The 22,938-nt window shown below is 38.3% G+C and carries 20 protein-coding genes; 2 read left to right on the forward strand and 18 right to left on the reverse strand.

Annotated elements, in window-relative coordinates:
- Positions 1-26 precede the first annotated feature (26 nt).
- The 13 genes from tnpA to LJE09_RS00885 form a co-directional block, all read right to left on the reverse strand.
- A complete protein-coding gene (gene tnpA, locus LJE09_RS00825) occupies positions 27-470 on the reverse strand; it encodes an IS200/IS605 family transposase (protein WP_020993707.1) in 444 nt (147 codons plus the stop codon).
- Positions 471-580: 110 nt separating this feature from the next.
- A complete protein-coding gene (locus LJE09_RS00830) occupies positions 581-733 on the reverse strand; it encodes a hypothetical protein (RefSeq protein WP_155513398.1) in 153 nt (50 codons plus the stop codon).
- A 1,019-nt stretch (positions 734-1,752) separates the two neighbouring features.
- Positions 1,753-3,222, reverse strand: coding sequence for a hypothetical protein (locus LJE09_RS00835; protein WP_008703989.1), 1,470 nt, complete (start codon positions 3,220-3,222; stop codon positions 1,753-1,755).
- A 6-nt stretch (positions 3,223-3,228) separates the two neighbouring features.
- A complete protein-coding gene (locus LJE09_RS00840) occupies positions 3,229-4,287 on the reverse strand; it encodes a nucleoid-associated protein (protein ID WP_118569696.1) in 1,059 nt (352 codons plus the stop codon).
- A 344-nt stretch (positions 4,288-4,631) separates the two neighbouring features.
- Positions 4,632-5,489: an HNH endonuclease signature motif containing protein gene (locus tag LJE09_RS00845; RefSeq protein WP_008703993.1), complete on the reverse strand. Its 858-nt coding sequence runs from the start codon at positions 5,487-5,489 to the stop codon at positions 4,632-4,634.
- A gap of 17 nt (positions 5,490-5,506) precedes the next feature.
- Positions 5,507-8,002: a DEAD/DEAH box helicase family protein gene (locus tag LJE09_RS00850; protein WP_008703994.1), complete on the reverse strand. Its 2,496-nt coding sequence runs from the start codon at positions 8,000-8,002 to the stop codon at positions 5,507-5,509.
- Positions 7,972-8,568, reverse strand: coding sequence for a class I SAM-dependent methyltransferase (locus tag LJE09_RS00855; RefSeq protein WP_008703995.1), 597 nt, complete (start codon positions 8,566-8,568; stop codon positions 7,972-7,974). The genes LJE09_RS00850 and LJE09_RS00855 overlap by 31 nt, the downstream gene beginning before the upstream one ends.
- 357 nt (positions 8,569-8,925) lie before the next feature.
- Positions 8,926-9,528, reverse strand: a complete 603-nt coding sequence (locus tag LJE09_RS00860; RefSeq protein WP_008703996.1) for an HDIG domain-containing metalloprotein — start codon at positions 9,526-9,528, stop codon at positions 8,926-8,928.
- 87 nt (positions 9,529-9,615) lie between these two features.
- Positions 9,616-10,137 (reverse strand): cysteine hydrolase family protein, encoded by a 522-nt coding sequence (locus tag LJE09_RS00865; protein ID WP_022381390.1) that lies wholly within the window; start codon positions 10,135-10,137, stop codon positions 9,616-9,618.
- A 163-nt stretch (positions 10,138-10,300) separates the two neighbouring features.
- Positions 10,301-10,777, reverse strand: coding sequence for a DUF1653 domain-containing protein (locus LJE09_RS00870; RefSeq protein ID WP_227226391.1), 477 nt, complete (start codon positions 10,775-10,777; stop codon positions 10,301-10,303).
- A gap of 49 nt (positions 10,778-10,826) precedes the next feature.
- On the reverse strand, positions 10,827-11,168 hold the full coding sequence (locus LJE09_RS00875) for an arsenate reductase family protein (protein WP_119243975.1): 342 nt from the start codon (positions 11,166-11,168) through the stop codon (positions 10,827-10,829).
- A gap of 41 nt (positions 11,169-11,209) precedes the next feature.
- The gene (gene lexA / locus LJE09_RS00880; protein WP_227310907.1) at positions 11,210-13,666 is read right to left on the reverse strand and encodes a transcriptional repressor LexA; all 2,457 of its coding nucleotides are present in this window, start codon (positions 13,664-13,666) and stop codon (positions 11,210-11,212) included.
- A 393-nt stretch (positions 13,667-14,059) separates the two neighbouring features.
- A complete protein-coding gene (locus LJE09_RS00885) occupies positions 14,060-14,824 on the reverse strand; it encodes a PIN domain-containing protein (protein ID WP_227310908.1) in 765 nt (254 codons plus the stop codon).
- Between the two features lie 458 nt (positions 14,825-15,282).
- Between LJE09_RS00885 and pckA the strand changes: the two genes are divergently transcribed.
- Positions 15,283-16,887 (forward strand): phosphoenolpyruvate carboxykinase (ATP), encoded by a 1,605-nt coding sequence (gene pckA / locus LJE09_RS00890; protein ID WP_008704006.1) that lies wholly within the window; start codon positions 15,283-15,285, stop codon positions 16,885-16,887.
- A 137-nt stretch (positions 16,888-17,024) separates the two neighbouring features.
- Here pckA and LJE09_RS00895 read toward each other — a convergent pair whose 3' ends face one another.
- Complete coding sequence (locus LJE09_RS00895) at positions 17,025-17,936, reverse strand: ketopantoate reductase family protein (protein ID WP_044952194.1); 912 nt, start codon at positions 17,934-17,936, stop codon at positions 17,025-17,027.
- Positions 17,937-18,112: 176 nt separating this feature from the next.
- On the opposite strand from LJE09_RS00895, the gene LJE09_RS00900 reads away from it, so the two are divergent.
- A complete protein-coding gene (locus tag LJE09_RS00900; protein WP_008704010.1) occupies positions 18,113-19,162 on the forward strand; it encodes an RluA family pseudouridine synthase in 1,050 nt (349 codons plus the stop codon).
- Here LJE09_RS00900 and ribH read toward each other — a convergent pair.
- From ribH to ribD, 4 genes are all read right to left on the reverse strand, one after another.
- Positions 19,159-19,626 carry a 6,7-dimethyl-8-ribityllumazine synthase gene (ribH, locus tag LJE09_RS00905; protein WP_020994061.1) on the reverse strand — a complete coding sequence of 156 codons (468 nt, stop codon included), beginning with the start codon at positions 19,624-19,626 and terminating at the stop codon, positions 19,159-19,161. The genes LJE09_RS00900 and ribH overlap by 4 nt on opposite strands.
- Before the next feature lie 114 nt (positions 19,627-19,740).
- Positions 19,741-20,940 carry a bifunctional 3,4-dihydroxy-2-butanone-4-phosphate synthase/GTP cyclohydrolase II gene (locus LJE09_RS00910; RefSeq protein WP_008704014.1) on the reverse strand — a complete coding sequence of 400 codons (1,200 nt, stop codon included), beginning with the start codon at positions 20,938-20,940 and terminating at the stop codon, positions 19,741-19,743.
- A 163-nt stretch (positions 20,941-21,103) separates the two neighbouring features.
- On the reverse strand, positions 21,104-21,751 hold the full coding sequence (ribE, locus tag LJE09_RS00915) for a riboflavin synthase (RefSeq protein WP_008704016.1): 648 nt from the start codon (positions 21,749-21,751) through the stop codon (positions 21,104-21,106).
- Positions 21,732-22,841 (reverse strand): bifunctional diaminohydroxyphosphoribosylaminopyrimidine deaminase/5-amino-6-(5-phosphoribosylamino)uracil reductase RibD, encoded by a 1,110-nt coding sequence (gene ribD, locus LJE09_RS00920; protein WP_044952695.1) that lies wholly within the window; start codon positions 22,839-22,841, stop codon positions 21,732-21,734. The genes ribE and ribD overlap by 20 nt, the downstream gene beginning before the upstream one ends.
- Positions 22,842-22,938 lie beyond the last annotated feature (97 nt).

Below are 22,938 nucleotides of genomic sequence, written 5' to 3' on the forward strand. Positions count from 1 at the left end.
TTTCCTCCAACAAATCATTTCTTCTGTCAGGCTTTTTTCTTTTCTTTTTCCTTTTGTCCTTCGATGTAGGCAAGCACCTGGTCTCTGCTCCTGTCACTGACCGTTATGGCACAGTAAGACGGATTCCACAGATGCCCACCCCACAGTTCCTTTTTTAACTCCGGATACGCAAGAAACATCTGGCGTGCAAGATTTCCTTTCATGATCTTGATCATATCTGAAATATAAAACTGAGGTTTACAGTCCACAAGCAGATGGATATGATCCGGCATCACCTCCATTGCCAGGATCTGAAATTTATATTCTTCTGCAAGATTCTGTAACATTTCTTCGCATTCTGTATCGATTCCGTTTTTTAAAACCTTTTTTCTGTATTTTGTACACCAGACAAGATGATACTGCAAGGAATAGACATATCCCCTACCATATGAAAGTTTGTTTTTATCTATATTAAATATATCTTTTTCCATATAAATATTATACCATATGTATTGGTTTATGTAAACATTTGTTCTGTTGTTTTGTAAAAAAATTTGCGCGTCTAACTCATCACTGGAAGTAACGAGAATGCGACGCGCAGTTATTCAATCTGATCAATCGATCTTTCCTGTAATACTCCTGTTATAATTTTCTTATAGTCTTCTTTTGAAATTTCTACTGACAGCTCATTTCTTCGTCTGTCATAAGTTTCCCCTGATTCATAAATAATTTTATAGCAATAATTAAAGTTCAAATCTTCCATGCCTCCAATCAAAAATAGCTTCATGCCATCAAAATTTTTAACTAAAATAATGATAGCATGAAACCATTTTAGCGTAAAGCAACATTCTCCATAAAGAATTCAATAATTTTTTCAGCCAATTTATTATGAAGACTATTGCCAAATTCATCAATGATCAGCATTCCGGCATTTTCTATTATCCTGAGCAGATGAGGCAGCAAATCGGCAAATACCTAGTTTCCCTGCGATTCGCCCTTGTTGCCATAGAGCAATTCCACTTCTTCGTTTCAGGATTAATCCTTAATAACTGACAACTTCTAATATTAATATATTTATGAAAGAATTCTTCCAACAATTCAAGCGATCTCCTTATTGATAAAATGCCCCAGTGATGTAAAGACCATGTCTGGGTTTTCTTTTGATAATTGTGATATTCTCGCCAATTTCGTTTCCATTAGTTCCCCTATCTCTGTGTATAGCTAATGTTTCCTCTTTGATATAGTTTCGCAGGCCAGAACTGCGAGGCACAGTTCTCTCTCGACTTCCCTCCAGTATTTATTTTTGTTCATACCTTCACCGGTACTGTTCGGGCCTCCGACTACCTGCATTTCGTTTGTCTTTTTTCTTTTGGTTGGCGGACATACTTTTCATTTACACACTCTGAAAAGAAAATGCAGGTCCTCTCCAGTTGACATATAGTCCCTGTCTGACATGAATAGTTTCAACAACACCGCAGAGGCATGCAAAATCTCACCATAACGATAAGTGCATATATTGTCTTCCACCCTGACCACGGTGTCGACCCTCTGATACTTTGGGATTTCGGTGCTCCATAGCTATCCCTGCTATCTTGCTGTCTACGCTTAGCCTTCACGTTACCGTAACAGACTCAAGACTCGCTTCAAATGCTGTGGTTAACAGCTTATTTGATGGGACCACCCACCGGACTATATACCCTTTGCTGAACGCACGGTCAGACCCTCAGTATACTCCTACTTAGTTTCTTTTGGGTATATACCGGTATGATCACACTATTTTTTTGTTATTTGGAATAAAGATTTTAAAATAGGCCATATAAAAGGTTCACTACTCATATATTCTACCAATATCAGAAGCGAAAGCAAAATACCACCCCAAATTATGAGATATATTCGCACAGATCTATCAATCGTTCGTTTCATTTCTGTTTTTATGTCATCATTCTGAAAACACTCTCTTATATCATCTTCTGTTAGTATTTCTCGGTAAGAATCTTTTAGCTTGTCATAACTACTATATACTTTTTGTAGTTCATATTTTGACTGTTGATAGCTAATAAAAAGATAACCAAAAGAGGCTATCAAAACAATTTCTGAAAGAATTGTGATGTCTTTTGTAAAAATATTGTCCAAAGGCTGATCAGATACGATGTTCGCAAGTATTACAGAAAACAGGAATCCCAAAATAGCCAAAAGATTTGTCTTGAACTTATCTAACATCTCCGTTGCATATTCTCCGGTTCTCGATACAATATCCGTAATAAATTCTGCGACTTTATTTTTTAATTCCAAATATTGAGTTACATTATCTCTCAAATAAAGATTGTAATTCGTTTGAATGGATGCCATTACTCCATCACTGATATTTAACAAAGATTCATATTTACAATGGAGACATATAATATTCCTAGCTATAATCACTTTATCAACAATACTGCCGCCTGAATAAATCCAATTGTAGATTTTATAAAGATTATTATTTCCCTGTATATTTTCAAGAGTATCATGATATTCCATTGAACGCTGCCCCATTATCTGAAGTTTCAGTTTACCATCCTGTATGAATGAGTTTGAAGCCAGTAAACAAGCAGACAAAATTGTTTCCATTTTCAGGAATAAGTCTTTGAGCGGGTTTCCTTCGTATCCAATTTCTATTTTAAAATCATCTGGAAGTAATTCATAATTGTCCTGATTATAAAAATATGCATTTTCTCTGCATTCCAGTAATCTGTTTGTTCTATCAAAGTCCAAATCCAGTGGTCTGCTTCCTGCCGTCAGAAAGAACATTGTTTTTGTATAAAACATATCTCTACTGTCAAATAATTCAAAGGTTATACTCCGACCAGCTTTTTTCATAAAATTCGAAAATGCTGTTAAAACTTTGTCTATTGGTAATGAACTAATATCTTCAGCAAATTTTTCAAAGCAGTATACAGATAAATATCCATTTACTATTTTTTTGTCTATTGTAAGGCTAACCTCAACTGTTTCATCACTTTCAAGACCTTTAAGAAATTCTGCATACTCTTCCTCTACATTTTCTTTTAAATCAAAGGATTCTCCCCCCTCTGAAACTAGATAAATTTTTATTTTGTCTCTATTAGAAATATCCCAAATCGTATTCATCCATTCTGAATATTGTACCGGAAGTTCTTTGCTGAAACTGAACTCTGCCTCATATGTATATCTCCGTTCTTCTTCCTTTCTCAGCTCTGTAATTTGATTTCGGATTCTTTCCAACATAAGAAACTACTCCTCTCTATTGTCTTCATTATTGCGTGCAAATGTCTGAAAAGTGCGGTCATCGCTTAACCTTATTTTAAGATATTTTTTTCCATACGCATCTTCATATGCACTGATATCATTTTCATTTCCTATATCTGAGATTTTTAACATAATTCCTGTATTTATTTTATAAGTTCTTATTGCTTTTTTCTTTATGGCGTCTGGTATTGCCTGAAATTGTCTGTCAAATCCTTTTTCTTCTGGAAGTCTATTTAGTCTTTCATGTAATTCTCGTTTTTGCTCGCCTGTCATATCATTAGGCATATAACCCGTAAATATTTTTTCAATCATATTATCATAATCGAACATCTCCCGATTTGCATTGTTCATATATGCGTACATGGCATTTTGGATAACTCTATTATCATAAGGCGCTGTTTTCTTCAATTTTCTGTTTAAACACTTTTCAACAGAATCATATGTTTTGTACGTATTTACCCTGTCATTCTGACATTCCACCAACTCTAGGAAATCGAACCACCAATATTTTGCAACCGTATTCGAATATATTTTTGCCTGAAACTGATCTGCATTCAGATTATTCAAATCAAACATGCATGTTTTCCAGATTTTCTTTGTATCTTTTGAGAATCCAAATCTTTCACTGTAGTCCCTTTCATCAAAGAAACCTGTATGCTCAATTTTAGCAAGAATACACTTTCTGTTTCCATTATCCTCAAACAATGCAAAAATCAAACTTCCCTTCTGTACACTGATGTTCATATGCCCAATCCGAGCCTGAGCTTCCCGTTCATTTCTGACAAGTCTTTCTGCAATTGAATCTATCTTTTCTTCAATCGCATCTGGAGTTTCCAGATTTCCTGCAATCTCAAGAATTCCCGCAATAACTTCGGTTCTTGTTGACTGTGTATGATATTCCCTGATGGAAACATTGTTGCTCACATGAACAATCAATTGTTCAATATAATCTTTAAACTTTGGCATCATATTCACATTTCTTCTTTGAACACTGTTGTTTTCATAATCAATCACTCTGACTGCCTGTGCAATTATTTCCATCATAACTCTCCTTCATTTTATCTTTTGTTTATAAAACCTTTGTTGGAATTATCTATTTCACTCTAATTCTTTTCCATTCCAAGTAATCCAGATTCTGATAATACAAATATTTATAATTCAGAATCATTAGTCATGTTTATATCAAGTTCTCACAACATATCAATATCGTCACTGTAAATACATTTTCCACCTTTATCAATTTTGTATATCACCTCTTTTTCCCATACGGATTAATGTTACCTCTTCATGTTCTATATGTGAATATCCATCCACGTTTTTCTACGCTCTGTCTTCCATTATAACAATCTCCATATTAGACCGCAACAATTTTTCTATATTTGTATGTACTATTTCACATATATAAATAAATGCTTATTTAAGCTAATCCTTTCTTCCACCCCATTATCAAACCTATACACCATCCTCCTCCGATCAAACACCGGATTCGCATCATGTATAACACTATGATGATTCGGGCATACAATCATCTGGTTATTCGCATCATTATTCAAACTATTAACAAAATAATCAATGTGATGTGCCTCTGCGATATGTGAACCATATTTTTCTCCAATCACCTGCCCGCATATCTGGCATCGGTATCCGTACAACAGCTTCAAATTTTCTCCAATTTTTCTGTTCAGTTTACGAATCTTAACAATCTGTAACTTCTTTTCTATTCCACTGCTTTTATCTTCCATCTCATATTCTATTTCATTCTCCACAGTCCGCTCTCGCATTCCTTGAATTGCCTTTTTCATAACCTGAAAATCATCCTGTGCTATTGGCTCCAGAAGAAAAGTATCTTCATATTCTGTGGTATAAATAGCAAGATATTCCTTTAGTCCATCTGGCATTTTTATATAACTTCTGTCTTTTGGATCTCTGTTTTCACGAATCATCTTTATGTAACTCATGCTTTTGAAAAAGTATTGCTGAAGTGCCTGTGACAGCTCACCATTTCTTGGATATCTGATCTGATAGGCATCCTTCTTTCTCTTTTCTACTGAGTTATTCATATTAACGATTTTCGCATCATACGTTTTTCCATTCATAAAAAAATGAATGATTTTAGATTGTCCACGCTGTAAAAAATTCTCCATATTTCGGAGAAAAATCACCTGATTATCTAACGGCAATGTAAAGCCTTCCATCAATGTAGACCAGTCTATTTCTTTTTTATACACATAATTTTCTGATTCCATACGCATCTTCTCCATCACTATAAAAGTGCTTTTATCTGCTCTTTATACCGTCTCCGATAATAGTCCATCGCCCTATACTCAATAACATCCTTCATTTGTTCCGCCAGCACCGGCTCCTTCACAATTTCTTCCATTTCATCCCTCAATGCCAACGCCGCGCCATCCTTTTTCACAAAGAATTCTTCCCCAGATTTTAACAGAAAGCGTACCGGCATTTTCATTATCTTTTGGATATGGTTCTTATCCGAAATCTTGCGATATTCCTCATATGTAATCTCTTTCTCCAAATCCTTCCAGTTTGTTCCTGTAGAGAAGAATTTTTTCCAGCTTGCCAGAAGTTCCACCTCTGACACTTCCATTCTCACATTCCCATGGTTATAAAAAGCCATCAGTACCGGCATTTTATACACCTTGCTCATGTTGGTGTTTTCCAGCAGATTTATAAAATCTTTTCCCATTCCCTGGCTGAATTTTTTCTGCTCATCTGTGAGTTCATCCAATTCTTCCAGATAATTCAAATACTTTTTAAACGGATTCTCATTCGAATGTGTGACCGCCATCTGATACACATCATCATCCATATAAGTAAACAAATCCATTCTGGTTGGTTGTTTGCCAAGCAATTCTTTGATCCGGAAATACTCGTTTCTGATTTGTTCTTTGATTGTCAGTTGTTTCTTGTCCATTTCTGCAAACAGATCAATCAATCTCATATCAAAATCAACGAAGCATTCATCTGGATAATCTGCCTTATCTGCCGGATAATATGTTTCTTTTCCTGTTTTATTTTTCCCTATCAGCAAATACCTGACTCTTCCCGCTTTTTCATAATTGCCGATAAAGTCCAGAACATTGAGATATTCTTTTCCCTTACTTCTGCGCAATCCCCTTCCAAGCTGCTGCAGAAAGACAACCGGAGATTCTGTCGGACGCAGGAACATTACCATATCGACTGATGGAATATCTACACCTTCGTTGAACATATCCACTGAAAAGATAACTTTGATTTCTCCATTTTTCAGTTTCTCAATCGCTTCTGCTCTGTCCATGGAAAACTCTCCATCTGCATTACTATAAACTGCTGCCGACGGAATTCCTCTTTTACCGAATTCTTTTGCCATTTCTTCTGCATGTTTTCTGGAACAGCAGAATCCTAATGCCTGACTAGAGCCATATTTGCAGTAATATTTGTAAATCAACTCATGCCTGTAAGCATTCCCGATATAAGTTCTGTTCAGTTCTTCTTCTGCATATTTTCCCTTAACTATATGTAGCTTTGTGTAGTCAGTCTCATCATAAATTCCATAGTAATGAAACGGAACCAGCATTCCCTTATTGATTCCATCTTTCAGTGAAATCTCATACGGCACATTATAATCGCAGATTTCATATATATTTTTGCCGTCCATTCTCTCAGGCGTTGCCGTCAGTCCAAGGAGAAACTGCGGTCTGAAATATTCTACAATTCTTCGATATTGGTCATTGACTGCATGATGAAATTCATCAATCACCACGTAATTGAAGTAATCTGGAGCGAAATATTTTTCATTTAAATATTCCGGTTTTCCAAGGCTTGCTACCGAGGCAAATATAAGCGGTTTATCTGTGCACTTCTCAGCTCCCATAAAAAATCCATAGTCTTTGGAATTCCTTACATTCTGAAAAGAAACTGCTGCCTGTTTCAGAATCTCTTCCCTATGTGCAACAAACAACACTTTCTCATATTTTTTTGAATCAAAAGCAGCCAGAAATGTTTTCCCGATGCCCGTTGCAGCCTGAATGAGTGCTTTCTGTGCTCCTTCTGCTCTTGTATCTTCCAATGCGCACAATGCCTCGATCTGTGCTCCTCTTGGTTCATATAAAGGTTTTATTTTCGTATCATTTGTTTCCGACTCCGTAAAGTCATATCTGTCAAGGTCTTTTGCCACCGCCGGACGATGCCAGTTCTGGGAGTAACGTTTTAATTCTTTATCATCAATGATAATGGAATGATTCACAAATAAATCTTCAAATGTACGAAAGAACTCTTTGTAGTTTTCCGGGTCCTTCTGACTGCTGAACCGATAATTCCATTCTATTCCTGAGGTCAGCGCACTCCTGGAAATATTGGAAGAGCCGATGTAAAGTTCACTGTAATCTGTATAATGGAAAATGTAAGACTTGGGATGAAAAGACCGTCCTTTTTCACAATAAAATCTAAGATCAACTCTGTCACCAAGTTTTCTTTTGATCAGATATAGTGCTGATGGCTGTGTAATTCCAAGGTAGTTTCCTGTCAGGATTCGGATTTTGGCTCCACGTTTTAAAGTATGTTCCAGTTCTTTCAGCAACATTCTCACTCCGGATTCCATAAGAAAAGAGACAATGATATCAACGCTTTCTGCTTTTTTCATGCTCTGTATCAGCTGATAATATAGCTGTCTTCTTTTATCCGGTCCGCCGGTCATTGCATCTGTGGAATATTCGTTTTCATACCCGATGTTTACTTTTTCTGCAGAAGTAAATTCAGCCATTTTTCCTCACCTCTTCCCGGTCGGACATCTCCTGTGATCCAATGTTCTTCTATTTTAAGGCCATGCATGTCATGTATGAAATCTTTAAATGTATATGTCGTAAAATCGGTAAAATATCTTCCGTTTCGTTCACCTTCAAATTCTCCGTATTTAAAAGAGGTATAAATCCATCCTTTCGATTTCAATGCTGCATACATATTTTTCAAAACTTCACGCAGTTGTTTTTTCGGCAAATGGAGAATAGATGCACAAGCCCATATGCCATCATATTTTTCTTTTTCATCCAATTCCTGAAACAACATCTGCCTGACTTTAATTTCCGTATATTCACTTGCAATCCGACACAATTGTTCTGAACCATCAACTGCATCTACCTGATATCCACGACTCAGAAAGTACTTTGTATCTCTACCTGCACCGCAGCCAAAGTCAAGAATATACGCATCTGGGTTAAGTTTCTCCAGAAATTTATCTTGCACTTTTGTAAACTTTACCGAAACAGTCCCAGAGGCAAAAGACTGCGCATTTTCGTTGTAATATTTTAATGTTTTATCTATATCTGCCATATATTCACTCACCAAATGCCATCCAGCACTGATTTCACTCCTGTTTTATCTGCAAAATACCTGTTTTGTTTCTTATGCCTTAATTTTTCTGATAAATCTAACTTCTTTGTGACATATTATACATTTTTTTGACATAAACAGCAACAATTTTCGTCAGACATTTTTTGTTATATTCACTTATCTATAATACGCAAAAACTGTTGCATATTTCTTTTTTGATATCTTTTCTCTTTCATCAACTTCCATATAAGTAAAAAAGAAAGCCAGACTGCACATAGGTTTCTTCCCCTACATACAGTCTGGTTCTCTGATTCCATCATTCATTTCTGGTAATAAGTCAATAAATCAGACATTCCATTACTCTTCCGCATCCATCTCCGACTTAATCTCATCCTCGCAGTCTGCCATTGCCTGCAGTGTCATAGTGAGCAGCTTCTGCAGTTCCCAGCCGAGTTGTTCGGCTCCTCGCTCGATGACTTCTCTGGAGCATCCTGCTGCGAAGCCTTTGCTTTTATATTTCTTCTTGAGGGATTTGAGTTCCATGTCTTTTGTGCTTTTGGATGGTCTCATAAGTGCTGCTGCCCAGATAAGTCCTGTAAGTTCGTCCGCCGCAAAGAGTACTTTTTCCATTTCGTGTTCCGGTGCTACATCAATGGTTGCGCCACATCCTACTGTGATGCCGTAGCCGTGGGATACAACTGAATGGATTACGTCTTCGCCTACGCCTGCTTTGCGGAGCATTTCCGGAGCTTTCAGGCAGTGTTCTTCCGGATATAACTCAAAGTCAATGTCATGGAGGAGTCCTACAATTCCCCAGTATTCTGCATCTTCGCCATAGCCAAGTTCACTGGCATACCATTTCATTACTGCTTCTACAGTCAGGGCATGCTGAATATGGAAGGGATCCTTGTTGTATTTCTTTAATAATGCGAATGCCTCATCTCGTGTAATTGTTTTCATTATTTTGTCACTCCTCATATCTGAATTGTCAAGCGGATAAAATATCTGCTTTGCTACTTGCTCATAACTGAATAACTGCTCCGCAGTTTATCTGTCAATCTGGATCTGACATGCTTCCATTGCTTTCAGTGCATTCTCATGGCTTTCCGGTGTTACGCCTGCGCAACATTTAGCGTCTACGATGATCGGAACTTCCGGGAGAGATGCTTTTGCCAGAAGTGCATTGGAAATAACACAGATGTCTGTGCATAAACCTACGAATGTGATACTTTCGATTTCATTATCCTCATTCATTGCCACCAGTTCTCCTGCAAGGTCTGTGGAACCAAAGGTTTCTTTATCAATGGGTTCTGTTTTTCTGAGTGCATCTAATTCGCTTCTGATCTGCCAGCCTTCAGTGTCACGGATACAGTGCGGTACAGGAAGCTTCTGTCCTTCCTGGGTGTCAAGATAGTAAGTCTCATGGGTGTCTCTGGTAAAAAGAACAACTCCATCAAAATTTTCGATTTTCTCTTTTACACCAGGTACAATGGCAACTGCCTCTTTTGTTCCAAGAGCTCCGTCGATGAAGTCATTCTGCATGTCTACAACTACTAATACCTTCTGCATATTTCCTTCCCTTTCGTTCTTTCTGCACATTTTTTCAGATAATGCTATAAAATCTCTGGAAACGTATGCTGTTATTATTTGTTATTACTATACAACGACAAAGTGTTTTTGTACAGGCAAAAGTGCCTGTTTTACTATAGCAATTCCATAAAATATCAATCATCTATTTTTCAGTATATTTTTCAAATCTGTACTTCTGTTTAATATCTGGATATTTGTCTCTGTCTACTTCACTCATAAACATATCATAGGGTCTGGCACAGATTTTGAAGGGTGCGTAGAGTGCCTGGTAAATCATCAGTTTTTCACCATTTTCTGTGTGATGGGCTACTGCCAGGACTTTATAGAGATATTCGGAAGTATCCGGGGATACCCATTCTCTTTTGAAATGCTGTACAATGTCGCCTGTATGGATATCGTGTTCCGGTGATTCTGATGTATTTTCATTTTCTGCACTGTCAGGTTCTTCTGGTTCTGTGTTGAGTTCCATATATTCTTCTTTATCAAGGGAAACCGGGATTCCGGAACGGCCATTGATGTGGACGCCGCCATACCAGGTACCTGTGACCTCACAAATATCACCTACTTCGTATTCCATGCTGCAGTCATTATTTTTCTTTATGATTCTGATCTTTGCCATCTTTTATTTTTCCTTTTATCTCTTATCATTTTAAATATATTCACATTTTTTATTTCCAATTTTTCCAAATCTCTGGCTGATATCCCACTGTCGCCTGTTTTCCGTTTCTTACCACAGGGACTTTGATGATGCTCTGGTTTTCGAGGATTTTCTCTGCTTTGTCTTCCTCTGCAATATAGGTGATCAATGCCAGCAGGTCTTTATCCTTGCAGTCAGTATCTATCAGCTTGTTATAACCACCAATTGCCTTGCAGACAGATTGGAATTCACCTTTACTTAAGCCTTTTTCTTTCATATCTATAAACTGATATTTAATTCCCCGTTCTTTGAAATAGCGTTCTGCTTTCTTGCTGTCAAAATTTTTCTTTGTTCCGAATATTTGTATATTCATAGTTTCCTTTCCATTTTATAGCAAAGCAATTTCAAATTACTCTACACATTATTTTTCTTTTTTATTACTCCGATTGCATGACCCAGTATCCTGATCTGATCCGCATTGACCATCATGGGTTCATACTCATCATTTTCCGGAATTAGCAAAATGGTACTTCCCATCTTTCGAAAAGTTTTTAATGTGACATTTCCATCAAGTTCTACAGCCGCAATCTGCCCGTTATCTACCACATTTGTTTTCCGCAAAACGACTTTGTCTCCATTATTAATATCTGCATTAATCATAGAATTTCCCCGTACAGTCAAAAGGAAAGTTTCCGCAGGTGCTGAGATCCATTCTAATGGTAATTTACATATCTCTGTTATACCTTCCGTCATTTCTATCGGAGTTCCTGCTGCTATTTCAGCAAATACAGGACATTGTACCAGTTCATTCTCTTTTAAACTTCTCTGCGCATTTTCTTCCTGAAGGATAAATTCATCCGGACATTCTTCGTCACACATATACCTGTATTTTTTGTCCCGTACAAAATCCACATATATATATTCAGCAATTCCTGACGGAAGCATTGAAACATCAAACTTCGGAATATCCTCTACTTCTACTCCCTCTTTATTGATAAGTTTCAGTTCATTTCCATCTGTAATAATTCCATAGCAAACCTCTGGACTTACAGCCATATAAGAGCGCAATTGTTCTTCAGCTACGCTTATTCCTGCCTGGTATTGTTTTACCTCAGCCATAATATACGGTACTATCCGATTATTTTTATAAACCATGACAACGACATCAACAAATCCCATTTTTGAGAAAACCTGTACTTTATATTCTACATCTAGCAATTCTGACGGATAATGATAAACTGTTTTCAGTTCATTCAACAACCATTGACGTATTTTTTCTTCTTTACTATAAAGATCTGCAATTTTGTCCTTAAACATATAATTCTGTAAAGGAATATCTGTCAGGCAACGAAATGCCGCTCCCTCCCTCATTTTCAGAAATTTTGGTTCTATACTTGAAATAAACCTCGAAGGAACGCCATGACAACTCATATACAATCTCTCTGTTGCCCTTGTCATACCTACATAAAGTAATTTTCTTTCCATTGTTTCTACATAAGCGGCATCTTCGTTTTCCTGCAATAACATAGGATTCGGAATTAATTTGTCTGATAATCCCATAAGAATTACTATTTTAAACTCAAGCCCTTTTATAGAATGCATAGTCAGCAGCTTAATTGCCTCTTCTCCGAAATTGATTCCTTCCTGAGAAGTATACAGCGTCATCTTTATATTCTCATCTGTTTCTTTTTTAACTTCTTCCAGGATTCTTTTGGTTCTGGCAACAATTGCAATTTCTTTCGCTTCATAGCGTTTAAGAAGTTTCTTTAAAAGTTTTTCCACTCCCAAAATTTCTTCCCCAATTGTATTATACCGGGCAAAAACGGGATAAATCCCCTGCTTATCAATAAGGGAAGGTTTTACAAAGTTATCATCATTTACAATATCTGAGTCTTCTCTGATCAGACTATATGCAGCCTCAGCAATTTGTGTTGTTGTACGATAATTTTTTGCAAGGGATGTGCTTCTTCCTGTCATATCCAAACCTATGCTTGTAAAGCTCCGTCCCTTCACAAGCCATGATGTACTATAAATACTCTGTGCTGTATCTGCTACAAACATAATACTACTGTAATCCTTTTCAGAATCATACATTTGCATAAGACATTGCAGCTGAACTCTGGATAAATCCTGACTCTCGTCAATAATAATATGTGTATATCCAGATATTTTATGGTTTTTCAGATACTTTAAAGCATACAATGCGACATCCTGAAAATCACAAAGATTTTGCGCATAGCACTCTTTCGTATATGTTGCCATTAATTCATAAATCGCCTGTCTGATCCGGCTGTTTTTCTGTAATTTCTGTGGTCCCTCATTGCTTCCTTTGCTTCCCATTCTTCCAATCCTGTCAGCCGACTGATAACTTTCATATTCCACATAATTACAAGCCCTAATCCATGCAATTTCATTTTTCAAAAATCCTAAATACTTTGCATCCAGAATTTTGACATCCCCGAATGTCTTTTTTACATTACTGAGACTTTTCTGCCATATTTCAATTTCTTTTTGTCCTTGGACAATTTGAAGCAGCTTCCCTTTTTCCTGACAAAATGCTCTAAAATAAGAATACAACAGTTTATCTATATTCGTTATTTTTACGTTTTTCTGTAATTCTGTTTTATCAAACAATCCATATTGGTCATCTTTATCAATCTGACCATATATATACTCAATATAATTTGTCAGACTTTTATTATAGGTGACCATCAATATTTTATCGCTCGCACCATAACAATAATTATCAAGCAAAAATGAAATTCTATGTACTGCTACTGTAGTTTTTCCAGAACCTGCTACCCCTCTAATGATTGAATGTCCCATGGCTGAACTCCGAATCAGTTTTTTCTGTTCCAGATTTAGCTGCATACCTTATCTCCTGTATCTTCAAAATATCATAACCATTCCCTGTTTGCACAATTATAATAATTGATATTCATAGTCTTTTGATAACTGTTCAGTATCTTCTTTGAAAATAGACATCTGAATAGTTACATCTTTTGTACTTTTATCTTATCATAACTGCTAGATGCTTTCAATGTCAGGTCTTATGCAATTTGTTACGTTCATTTTAAATTTCCATCTATTTCACAGTTTTTTCAAATTCTCACCACATATTTCTCACATTTCCTGGTTATATTATTACCTGTACAGAGCAAAGAGTAATTGCAAATAAAACTTTTTCTTTTTCATACTTTTGCCGGGAATCCATAAGGTTCCCGGCCTCCTTCTTTTATTCCGATATTTTTCAGTCCTATTCCATTAAATTTTCTTTTTAATATGGTTATAGATATTCAGTCCTTTTGTCTGTCCGTATTTGGAAATGATAGATCTGTAAATCTGCTGCTTTCTGTTTTTGTCTTCTGCATTTTTCTCCACAGTTGTGGAAACATAGTTTACCACTTCCTTTGGCATACCTGCCTTGTCAAGAACCAATACTAATTCCTGCTGTAATCTCTTTGTTCCGGCTTTCATGTCAATTATCTTTTGTTTTGGCTTTTTTGTATTCTGATTCTCTGATTGTTTGGCAGACTGCTTTTCAGATTGTTCATTCAACTGTTTTTCTGTTTTCTGATCAGTTTGTTCTGCCACCTGTTTGTCTTTTTCTTTACTGGTCTGTTTTTTTACCTGTTTCTTTGTCTGTATCTGTTTTCCGGAAATCTTCTCGTTTCTGGAGATTTTTACATTTTTTTCTGCCTTCCAGAATTCTATAATATGGTCAAATCCTGTATCTTTGCTGATTACAACAATTTTACATTCTTCATCCTGCCCTGTGCACTCTTTTCCTATCAGATATCCCAGATAAGATCCCAGATGCATATCTGCTGACTGATTTCCTGTCGGTACTTTATGCGTGATCAGTTTTGACTCTCCGTGATCATTGATAATATCAAGGTCTATTTTTCTGCTGTTATCTGTATAAAAAAGATTGATAATATCTGTTTCCCGTAATTTTTCGCATCCTTTGAAGCCTTCGCTTCCTACATTTTCATAATCAATTAAATAATAAGTTTTGATAATCTTCATCCTCTCTTTATTTGTTAATGTTCACTCCGTTCACAGTAACCTTTATTTTTCTCTGCTGTATAATACTCTGTCATTTTCAGCCGGATAATTCTTTCCTATTTTAACATGCATCTTTCTTCGGCACAACCACATAGTGGCAACTCTCCTGGTTAGTATTTTCTGGTTGCCTTTCCTGTCTGTTCCAGTCAGACAGAATATTATCATATCCACGAATAGTATTCCCATATTGCCACTATAATAAATTTACATACCTTTTGTGAAAAGTGACGGATTTTTATCAAATTTGAGTTGATAAATCTTTAACAAAATTCAAAAAAACGCAAAAATCCTGTTGATTTTAAGCGTTAAATATGTATAATAGTAAAAGAGAAGCGATACCCATTCGCTTTTATGGTAAGGTATCTTAAGCCTGTTTAAACAGGCGCTTTCATTAACGAAGAAAAGAGGTTAAACGTAAGATGGCAAAAATCGATTTAAGCAAGTATGGCATTACCGGAACTACAGAAATTGTCTACAACCCTTCTTATGAAGTATTATTTGAAGAAGAAACCAAACCGGAACTGGAAGGCTTTGAAAAAGGTCAGGTCAGCGAACTTGGTGCAGTTAACGTTATGACAGGTATCTACACAGGACGTTCTCCTAAAGATAAATACATCGTTATGGATGAGAACTCCAAAGATACAGTATGGTGGACAACAGACGAATACAAAAACGATAACCATCCTGCAACTCAGGAAGCATGGAATGCAGTAAAAGAAATCGCTAAAAAAGAGCTCTCCAACAAGAGACTTTTCGTAGTAGATGCATTCTGCGGTGCTAACAAAGATACTCGTATGGCTATCCGTTTCATCGTTGAAGTTGCTTGGCAGGCACATTTCGTAACAAATATGTTCATCCAGCCAACAGCTGAAGAACTTGAAAACTTCGAGCCAGATTTCGTTGTATACAACGCTTCCAAAGCTAAAGTTGAAAACTATAAAGAATTAGGCCTTAACTCTGAAACAGCTGTAATGTTCAACATCACAACTAAAGAGCAGGTTATCGTAAACACATGGTACGGCGGAGAAATGAAGAAAGGTATGTTCTCTATGATGAACTACTTCCTTCCACTTAAAGGCATGGCTTCCATGCACTGCTCTGCAAACACAGATATGAACGGCGAAAACACAGCTATCTTCTTCGGTCTTTCCGGAACAGGTAAAACAACTCTTTCCACAGACCCGAAACGTCTCCTGATCGGTGATGACGAGCATGGCTGGGATGACAACGGCGTATTCAACTTCGAAGGCGGATGCTACGCTAAAGTTATCAACCTTGACAAAGAATCTGAGCCGGACATCTACAATGCAATCAAACGTAACGCTCTTCTTGAGAACGTAACACTTGATGCTGAAGGCAAGATTGATTTCGCAGATAAGAGTGTAACAGAGAATACTCGTGTATCTTATCCGATCAACCACATTGAAAACATCGTTCGCCCGATCTCTTCTGCACCGGCAGCTAAGAACGTAATCTTCCTGTCCGCAGACGCTTTCGGAGTACTTCCTCCAGTATCTATCCTGACAGAAGCTCAGACTCAGTACTATTTCCTGTCTGGATTCACAGCTAAACTTGCTGGTACAGAGCGTGGAATCACAGAGCCTACACCTACATTCTCTGCTTGCTTCGGACAGGCATTCCTTGAACTGCATCCGACAAAATACGCAGAAGAACTTGTTAAGAAAATGGAAAAGAGCGGAGCAAAAGCTTACCTGGTTAACACAGGATGGAACGGAACAGGAAAACGTATCTCCATCAAAGATACTCGTGGTATCATCGATGCAATCCTTAACGGAGATATCCTTAACGCTCCTACTAAGAAGATCCCATTCTTCGATTTCGAAGTTCCTACAGAGCTTAACGGCGTAGACACAGGTATCCTTGATCCTCGTGACACATATGCTGACGCTTCTGAATGGGAAGAAAAAGCGAAAGATCTTGCTGGAAGATTCATCAAGAACTTTGCTAAATACGAAGGAAACGCTGCTGGTAAAGCACTTGTTGCAGCTGGTCCTCAGTTATAATTATAATTGCTGAATTAAAGTTAATTATAATTAAATTATAATTTTATTGTCCAAATGAGTACGAAAGGGATGCGAGTAATTCGCATCCCTTTTTCATGTTGTTTCGGTGGTCAAGCGGATATTCGCAATCCGCTTCGCTACAGGGCTCTGAGTTTTTCTGCCACTTTCTCATATGCGGGTACCGGAACGTGATATTCTTCTCCCATTCTTACTACTTCGTAAACTAATCCGTCAATTTCGGACTGTTTTCCTGCCATGATATCCCGCTGCATGGAAGTGGTTGCTTCCGGTGCGAGGTTGGAAAGGATTTTTAAATTTACTTCTGCCATATCTTTCTGGAAAGGAACTCCCATGGCTTCTGCAAGTGCTGCGATTTCTTTTATCATGGTCTTAAAAAGTTCTCTGGCTTCGCCTTCTTTCTGGAAATCTGCGGCAGTTGCGTGGTAATAGAGTCCTGCTGCCCCGATCGGGGATACATAGGAAAATTTCTCCAGTGCTTCACGGCGGATGTTTTCCGAAAGAGTCCCGTCGATATGACTGTCACAGAGGTCTTTCTGAATCTCTTTCAGTTCCGGTCGGAATTCTGCTTTGTCTCTTACGCCGAATACAATGTGCAGGATCTGTCCATGCTGGAGAAGTTTTCCCGGTTCTTTAATGTTGGCAGAAACATAGATGCAGCCGTCCGTTACCAGAAGATCCGGCAGTTCTTTCTGCATTTTTCCACCTGTTCCATATATATTCAACACTGGAATTACGATAGTATTTTTCCTGGCAATGCGTTTGATAAACGGAATCGTTTCCTGTAAGGAATAGCCTTTTACGCAGACAAAAATTACGTCCGGATGCTCTGCATAATGCTCCATATCTGTAGCAGGAATGCTTATGTTTTCCTCTGTTTTATCCCACATTTTCTCCAATGTAAGACCCTGTTTCTGGATCTTTTTCAGGTGTTCGCCTCTCGCGATCAGGGTTACGTCCTTGCCTGCTTTTTTCATATAATATCCGGTAACACCACCGGTTCCTCCGGCTCCAATGATTAAGTATTTCATATTTATTTTCTGCCCCGCTTTCATTGTTTTGATTCTTATATCATAGCACAATTGCAATTTTTCTTCAGTATATTTTATGCATTACGCTGACATAATTTTGCATTGACAGTTTATTTTTTGCCCTGTAATATCAATGGTATCAATATCAGAATATATTACACAGGAAAAGTATTAAGATGGAACGATATCTGGAATTTAGAATAGATGAACAAACTACAGAACTTAAAATGGAAGCATTTCTGAAAAAGAATGCAGGACTTACAAAACGGCAGATCAGCCAGGCGAAGTTTCGACCGGACGGGATTACCAGAAACGGAGTTCGCTGTCGTGTAACTGAGACAATATATCCAGGCGATGTGATCCGCGTTTGTCTGGAGGAAGCCGGGACTGCTTCTGCGCATCTTGAAAATTATAATGACGGAATCAGAAGTAAAGATTTGTCGGATTTCCATTCCAACAGAGCTTCAGCTTCAATTTCCGAAACTTCTTTTTCTCTGAATATTTTATATGAAGATACGGATATTCTGGCAGTTGATAAACCGGCAGGAATGGTTACGCATCCAACGGGAATGCATTATACAGACAGCCTCTCCAATCTTGTTGCCGGTTACTTTCGAGAGAAAAATGAACAGGTCTGTGTCCGCCCGGTGGGGCGGCTGGATCAGGAGACTTCCGGGATTGTGGTTTTTGCCAAAAATCAGGTAGCAGCTTCAAGGCTTCAATCTGTAAAATCTCCCTGCAAAATTCACAAGCAATATCTTGCCGCTGTATCCGGTACTTTGCCTGTAGATATGCCTGGTGTCTGGCATACCTTAGATTTACCGCTGATGCAGGACCCGGAGAATCATCTGAAAATGAAAACTGCTGCTGATCTTTCCTTACATTCATCTGCATTATCGGGAAAAATCAAAACAGCAGTTACTCATTATCATACTCTTTTTTCCAGTCAGGACTGGTCGCTTATCACACTTAAGCTGGATACCGGACGTACCCACCAGATCCGTGTCCATATGGCATCCACAGGACATCCTTTGCTTGGAGATACTCTTTATCATTCAGACGATAAAATATCTTCCTGTGCTTCCTTTTCCAGGGCAGCCCTTCATGCATGGAAAGTTTCTTTTCAGCATCCTTTCAGAGATGAAATGCTCCTTCTGGAAGCACCATTACCTTTCGATTTTCGTGAACTGGTTTCACTTTCAGGGTCTGATCTGTTGTCTATTTAAGCTTCAAATTCTTTGATCAGATTTACCATTTCAATGGCACTGAGTGCACAGTCATAGCCTTTATTTCCTGCTTTTGTACCTGCGCGTTCAATTGCCTGCTCGATGTTTTCTGTGGTAAGTACTCCGAATAATACCGGAACTCCTGTTTCCAGTGATACTGATGCAATCCCTTTGGAAACCTCATTGCATACATAATCATAATGACTGGTATTTCCACGAATCACAGCACCTACGCAGATAACCGCATCATACTTTCCACTTTTTGCCATTTTAGACGCGATCAGTGGGATTTCAAAAGCACCTGGTACCCACGCTACCTGGATGTCCTCTTCTTTTACATTGTGACGTGTCAGCCCATCCATGGCACCACTTACCAGCTTGGAAGTTATAAATTCATTGAAGCGGGCTGCTACAATTCCTACTTTCATTCCATCTGATACTAATTTTCCTTCTAATGTTTTCATTTTTTCTGGTCCTTTCATCTGTAAATTTATATTTTTTAACCTGTACAGGTTTTTATATACGGTAAATTTTATTTTCGGGAACGTTATCGTTATATATGAAAATCCCCGCTGTATTTAATACTTCAGAATATGTCCCATTCGTAATTGTTTTGTCTTAAGATAACGCAGATCATACGCTGTGGCATTCATCTGTATCGGAACTCTCTGTTTGATCCTGATGCCAAATTCTTCCAACTGATAAACTTTATCCGGGTTATTTGTCAGCAGCCTCAGCTCTTTTACCCCAAGATTTCTCAGAATCTGCGCACCAATGTAGTATTCTCTTTCGTCTCCGGCAAATCCAAGTGCCAGATTCGCTTCGAGTGTATCCATTCCCTGTTCCTGAAGTTCATAGGCACGAAGTTTATTGATCAGTCCGATTCCTCTTCCTTCCTGTCTCATATAAAGGAGTATCCCTCTGCCTTCTTCCTCAATCTGGGCCATCGCCGCTGCAAACTGTTGTCCGCAGTCACAACGCTGTGATCCAAAAACGTCTCCTGTCAGGCACTCTGAATGCACACGGCACAGAACGTTTTCTCCATCTCCGATTTCACCTTTTACCAGTGCTACATGATGTTCCCCATTCAGGCGGTTTACAAATCCATACGCCATAAACTCTCCGTATCTGGTCGGCATTTTTGTGGTCGTCACGCGATCCACCAGAATATCATGGCATTTACGGTAATTCTGAATATCTTTAATTGTTATGAATTTAAGATTCCACTTTCCGGCAAGTTCCCGTAACTCAGAAGTCCGCATCATAGTGCCGTCTTCTCTCATAATTTCACAACACAGCCCGCACTGTTTTAACCCTGCAAGTCTGCACAGGTCTACAGTTGCCTCTGTATGTCCGTTTCTTTCCAGAACACCGTTCTTCTTCGCCAGAAGTGGAAACATATGTCCGGGGCGTCTGAAATCTTCGGGTTTTGCATTCTCATCCACACATTTCATGGCAGTAACAGAACGTTCTGCCGCAGAGATTCCTGTAGTGGTGCTGATATGGTCTACGGAAACAGTAAAAGCAGTTTCGTGATTATCTGAATTTTCTGCTACCATCTGCGGGAACTGCAGTTTTCTTACATATTCCTCAGACATTGGCATACAGATAAGTCCTTTTCCGTGAGTTGCCATAAAGTTAATATTTTCTGTTGTGGCAAACTCTGCTGCACAGATAAAATCTCCTTCATTCTCTCTGTCCGGATCATCCGTTACCAGAATAATTTTTCCATTCCGAAGTTCTTCCAGAGCTTCTTCTACTGAATCAAATCCGTTCATTTTTTCTCTCCTTATGCAATGTATTTTCTGATACAATATATTTTTCTGTTGTTAAGAGGGCAAAATCATTCGTATTGGCTGCTTATCTGGTTCGTGTCAGGCAGATAAAACATCCACTGTACAGTTCTGCATCAATCGAATAACCGCTTTGTGGTTAATTCTGTCAAAAGCCATACTTATTCAGAAAATCCCGTGTAATATTACTTTTTATCGGCTGTTCTTTCACAGGCGTTATTAATTTTTCCACGTATTTTCCAATTATGTCTGTCTCCAGATTAACGATATCTCCTTCTTTGCGTTCTCCGAGGACTGTAATCTTTACTGTATGAGGAATTGCAGAAATGGAAAAGTCTGTTTCTGAGACTTTTGCCACTGTAAGACTGATTCCATCAACTGTTACAGAACCTTTTGTCACAATATATTTCATAATTTGTGGTGAAGCCTGAATGGTGTACCAGACAGCATTATCATCTCTGCGAATTTCCGTGATTTTTCCTGTTCCATCCACATGCCCGGCAACAATGTGTCCTCCAAATCTTCCATTTGCAGGCATTGCCCTTTCCAGATTTACATGCTGTCCCAAAGAAAGCTGAATCAGCGCAGAACGATTCAATGTCTCATGCATCACATCTGCTGTAAAACCATCTTCCAGACATGCAGTTACAGTGAGGCAGATTCCATTTACAGCTACACTGTCCCCTGTTTTCAGATCATCCAGAATTTTCTCTGCCCGTATCGTAAATACTGCTGAATTTGCTCCTTTTTTTATTTTTTTCACAGTTCCCAGTTCTTCAACAATTCCCGTGAACATTACTCTTCACCTCACTCTCTATAAGAAAATCATCTCCTATTCTGATTATTTCGCTGTTTTTTAATAATATTGCGCTGGCAGGATCAGGAAATCCTTTTCCTTCTATCGGTGTCTTTGCACTTTCTCCCCCAAAAAGTTTAGGTGCTATATAGGTCTGGACTTTCTGAACAATACCGCTTTCGAGTGCTGACCAGTTTAAAGTGCCTCCTCCTTCCAGTAAGATACTGTCTATCTTTGCAGCTCCCAGAAGTTCCATTAGTCTGTTTAAATCTATGTGTCCGTTTTTTTCCGGGACATCCAGAACTTTACATCCCATATCTTCATAATTCTTTATCTTCTGCTGGTCTTTACTGCTGGTTGCAAAGATTGTTGGAATTGTTGATGCCGTTTTCACAATTCTGGAATTCAGTGGTGTCCGCAAGTGGGAGTCACAGATAATACGCACAGGATTTCTGCCGTTTTCCAGTCTGCATGTAAGCATCGGATCATCTGCCAGCACAGTTCCCACTCCAGCCATAATCCCTGTATATTTCAATCTCTGTTTCTGCACATGCATTCTGGCAGCTTCGCCTGTCACCCATCTGGATGCGCCTGTATAAGTGGCAATTTTTCCATCCATGGTCATCGCATATTTCATGACTACATATGGTTTTTGATTCTGTATGTAATAGAAAAATGCTTCATTGAGTTTATCGCACTCTTCTTTTAAAACGTTTTCCGTTACTTCGATCCCATGCTCTTTCAGAATCCGGATTCCTTTTCCTGAAACCAGGGGATTAGGGTCCGAGGAACCAATGATCACACGTCTGATCCCCGATTCCAGGATTGCATTGACACACGGAGGCTGTTTCCCGTAATGGCAGCAAGGTTCCAGAGTAACATATATGGAGGCACCTTCTGGCTGTTCTGTACATGATGCCAGAGCTTCCCTTTCTGCATGAGGTTCACCGTATTTTCTGTGATATCCCTGGCCAATGACTTTTCCTCTTTTGACGATCACGGCACCTACCATTGGGTTAGGTGCTGTAAATCCCATTCCTTTTTGTGCCAGTTCTAACGCCATTTTCATATATTGCCTGTCTTTTTCCATATCCGTTATATCTTTCAATCCCTCATCTCCTGTTCTTCTGATGGTACTGATGATACCAAAAAAGCCCCGGTGTCTTTCAACATCCAGGGCCTGTAAA

The organism is Blautia sp. DFI.3.45, from assembly GCF_020593505.1.
Classification (GTDB): domain Bacteria; phylum Bacillota; class Clostridia; order Lachnospirales; family Lachnospiraceae; genus Blautia_A; species Blautia_A wexlerae.

Excerpts from the sequence above, each read along its gene's own strand:
- tnpA (WP_020993707.1), bottom strand. The coding sequence starts at position 470 with ATGGAAAAAGATATATTTAATATAGATAAAAACAAACTTTCATATGGT.
- LJE09_RS00835 (WP_008703989.1), bottom strand. The coding sequence starts at position 3,222 with ATGTTGGAAAGAATCCGAAATCAAATTACAGAGCTGAGAAAGGAAGAA.
- LJE09_RS00840 (WP_118569696.1), bottom strand. The coding sequence starts at position 4,287 with ATGATGGAAATAATTGCACAGGCAGTCAGAGTGATTGATTATGAAAAC.
- LJE09_RS00845 (WP_008703993.1), bottom strand. The coding sequence starts at position 5,489 with ATGGAATCAGAAAATTATGTGTATAAAAAAGAAATAGACTGGTCTACA.
- LJE09_RS00850 (WP_008703994.1), bottom strand. The coding sequence starts at position 8,002 with ATGGCTGAATTTACTTCTGCAGAAAAAGTAAACATCGGGTATGAAAAC.
- LJE09_RS00855 (WP_008703995.1), bottom strand. The coding sequence starts at position 8,568 with ATGGCAGATATAGATAAAACATTAAAATATTACAACGAAAATGCGCAG.
- LJE09_RS00860 (WP_008703996.1), bottom strand. The coding sequence starts at position 9,528 with ATGAAAACAATTACACGAGATGAGGCATTCGCATTATTAAAGAAATAC.
- LJE09_RS00865 (WP_022381390.1), bottom strand. The coding sequence starts at position 10,137 with ATGCAGAAGGTATTAGTAGTTGTAGACATGCAGAATGACTTCATCGAC.
- LJE09_RS00870 (WP_227226391.1), bottom strand. The coding sequence starts at position 10,777 with ATGGCAAAGATCAGAATCATAAAGAAAAATAATGACTGCAGCATGGAA.
- LJE09_RS00875 (WP_119243975.1), bottom strand. The coding sequence starts at position 11,168 with ATGAATATACAAATATTCGGAACAAAGAAAAATTTTGACAGCAAGAAA.
- lexA (WP_227310907.1), bottom strand. The coding sequence starts at position 13,666 with ATGCAGCTAAATCTGGAACAGAAAAAACTGATTCGGAGTTCAGCCATG.
- LJE09_RS00885 (WP_227310908.1), bottom strand. The coding sequence starts at position 14,824 with ATGAAGATTATCAAAACTTATTATTTAATTGATTATGAAAATGTAGGA.
- pckA (WP_008704006.1), top strand. The coding sequence starts at position 15,283 with ATGGCAAAAATCGATTTAAGCAAGTATGGCATTACCGGAACTACAGAA.
- LJE09_RS00895 (WP_044952194.1), bottom strand. The coding sequence starts at position 17,936 with ATGAAATACTTAATCATTGGAGCCGGAGGAACCGGTGGTGTTACCGGA.
- LJE09_RS00900 (WP_008704010.1), top strand. The coding sequence starts at position 18,113 with ATGGAACGATATCTGGAATTTAGAATAGATGAACAAACTACAGAACTT.
- ribH (WP_020994061.1), bottom strand. The coding sequence starts at position 19,626 with ATGAAAACATTAGAAGGAAAATTAGTATCAGATGGAATGAAAGTAGGA.
- LJE09_RS00910 (WP_008704014.1), bottom strand. The coding sequence starts at position 20,940 with ATGAACGGATTTGATTCAGTAGAAGAAGCTCTGGAAGAACTTCGGAAT.
- ribE (WP_008704016.1), bottom strand. The coding sequence starts at position 21,751 with ATGTTCACGGGAATTGTTGAAGAACTGGGAACTGTGAAAAAAATAAAA.
- ribD (WP_044952695.1), bottom strand. The coding sequence starts at position 22,841 with ATGGAAAAAGACAGGCAATATATGAAAATGGCGTTAGAACTGGCACAA.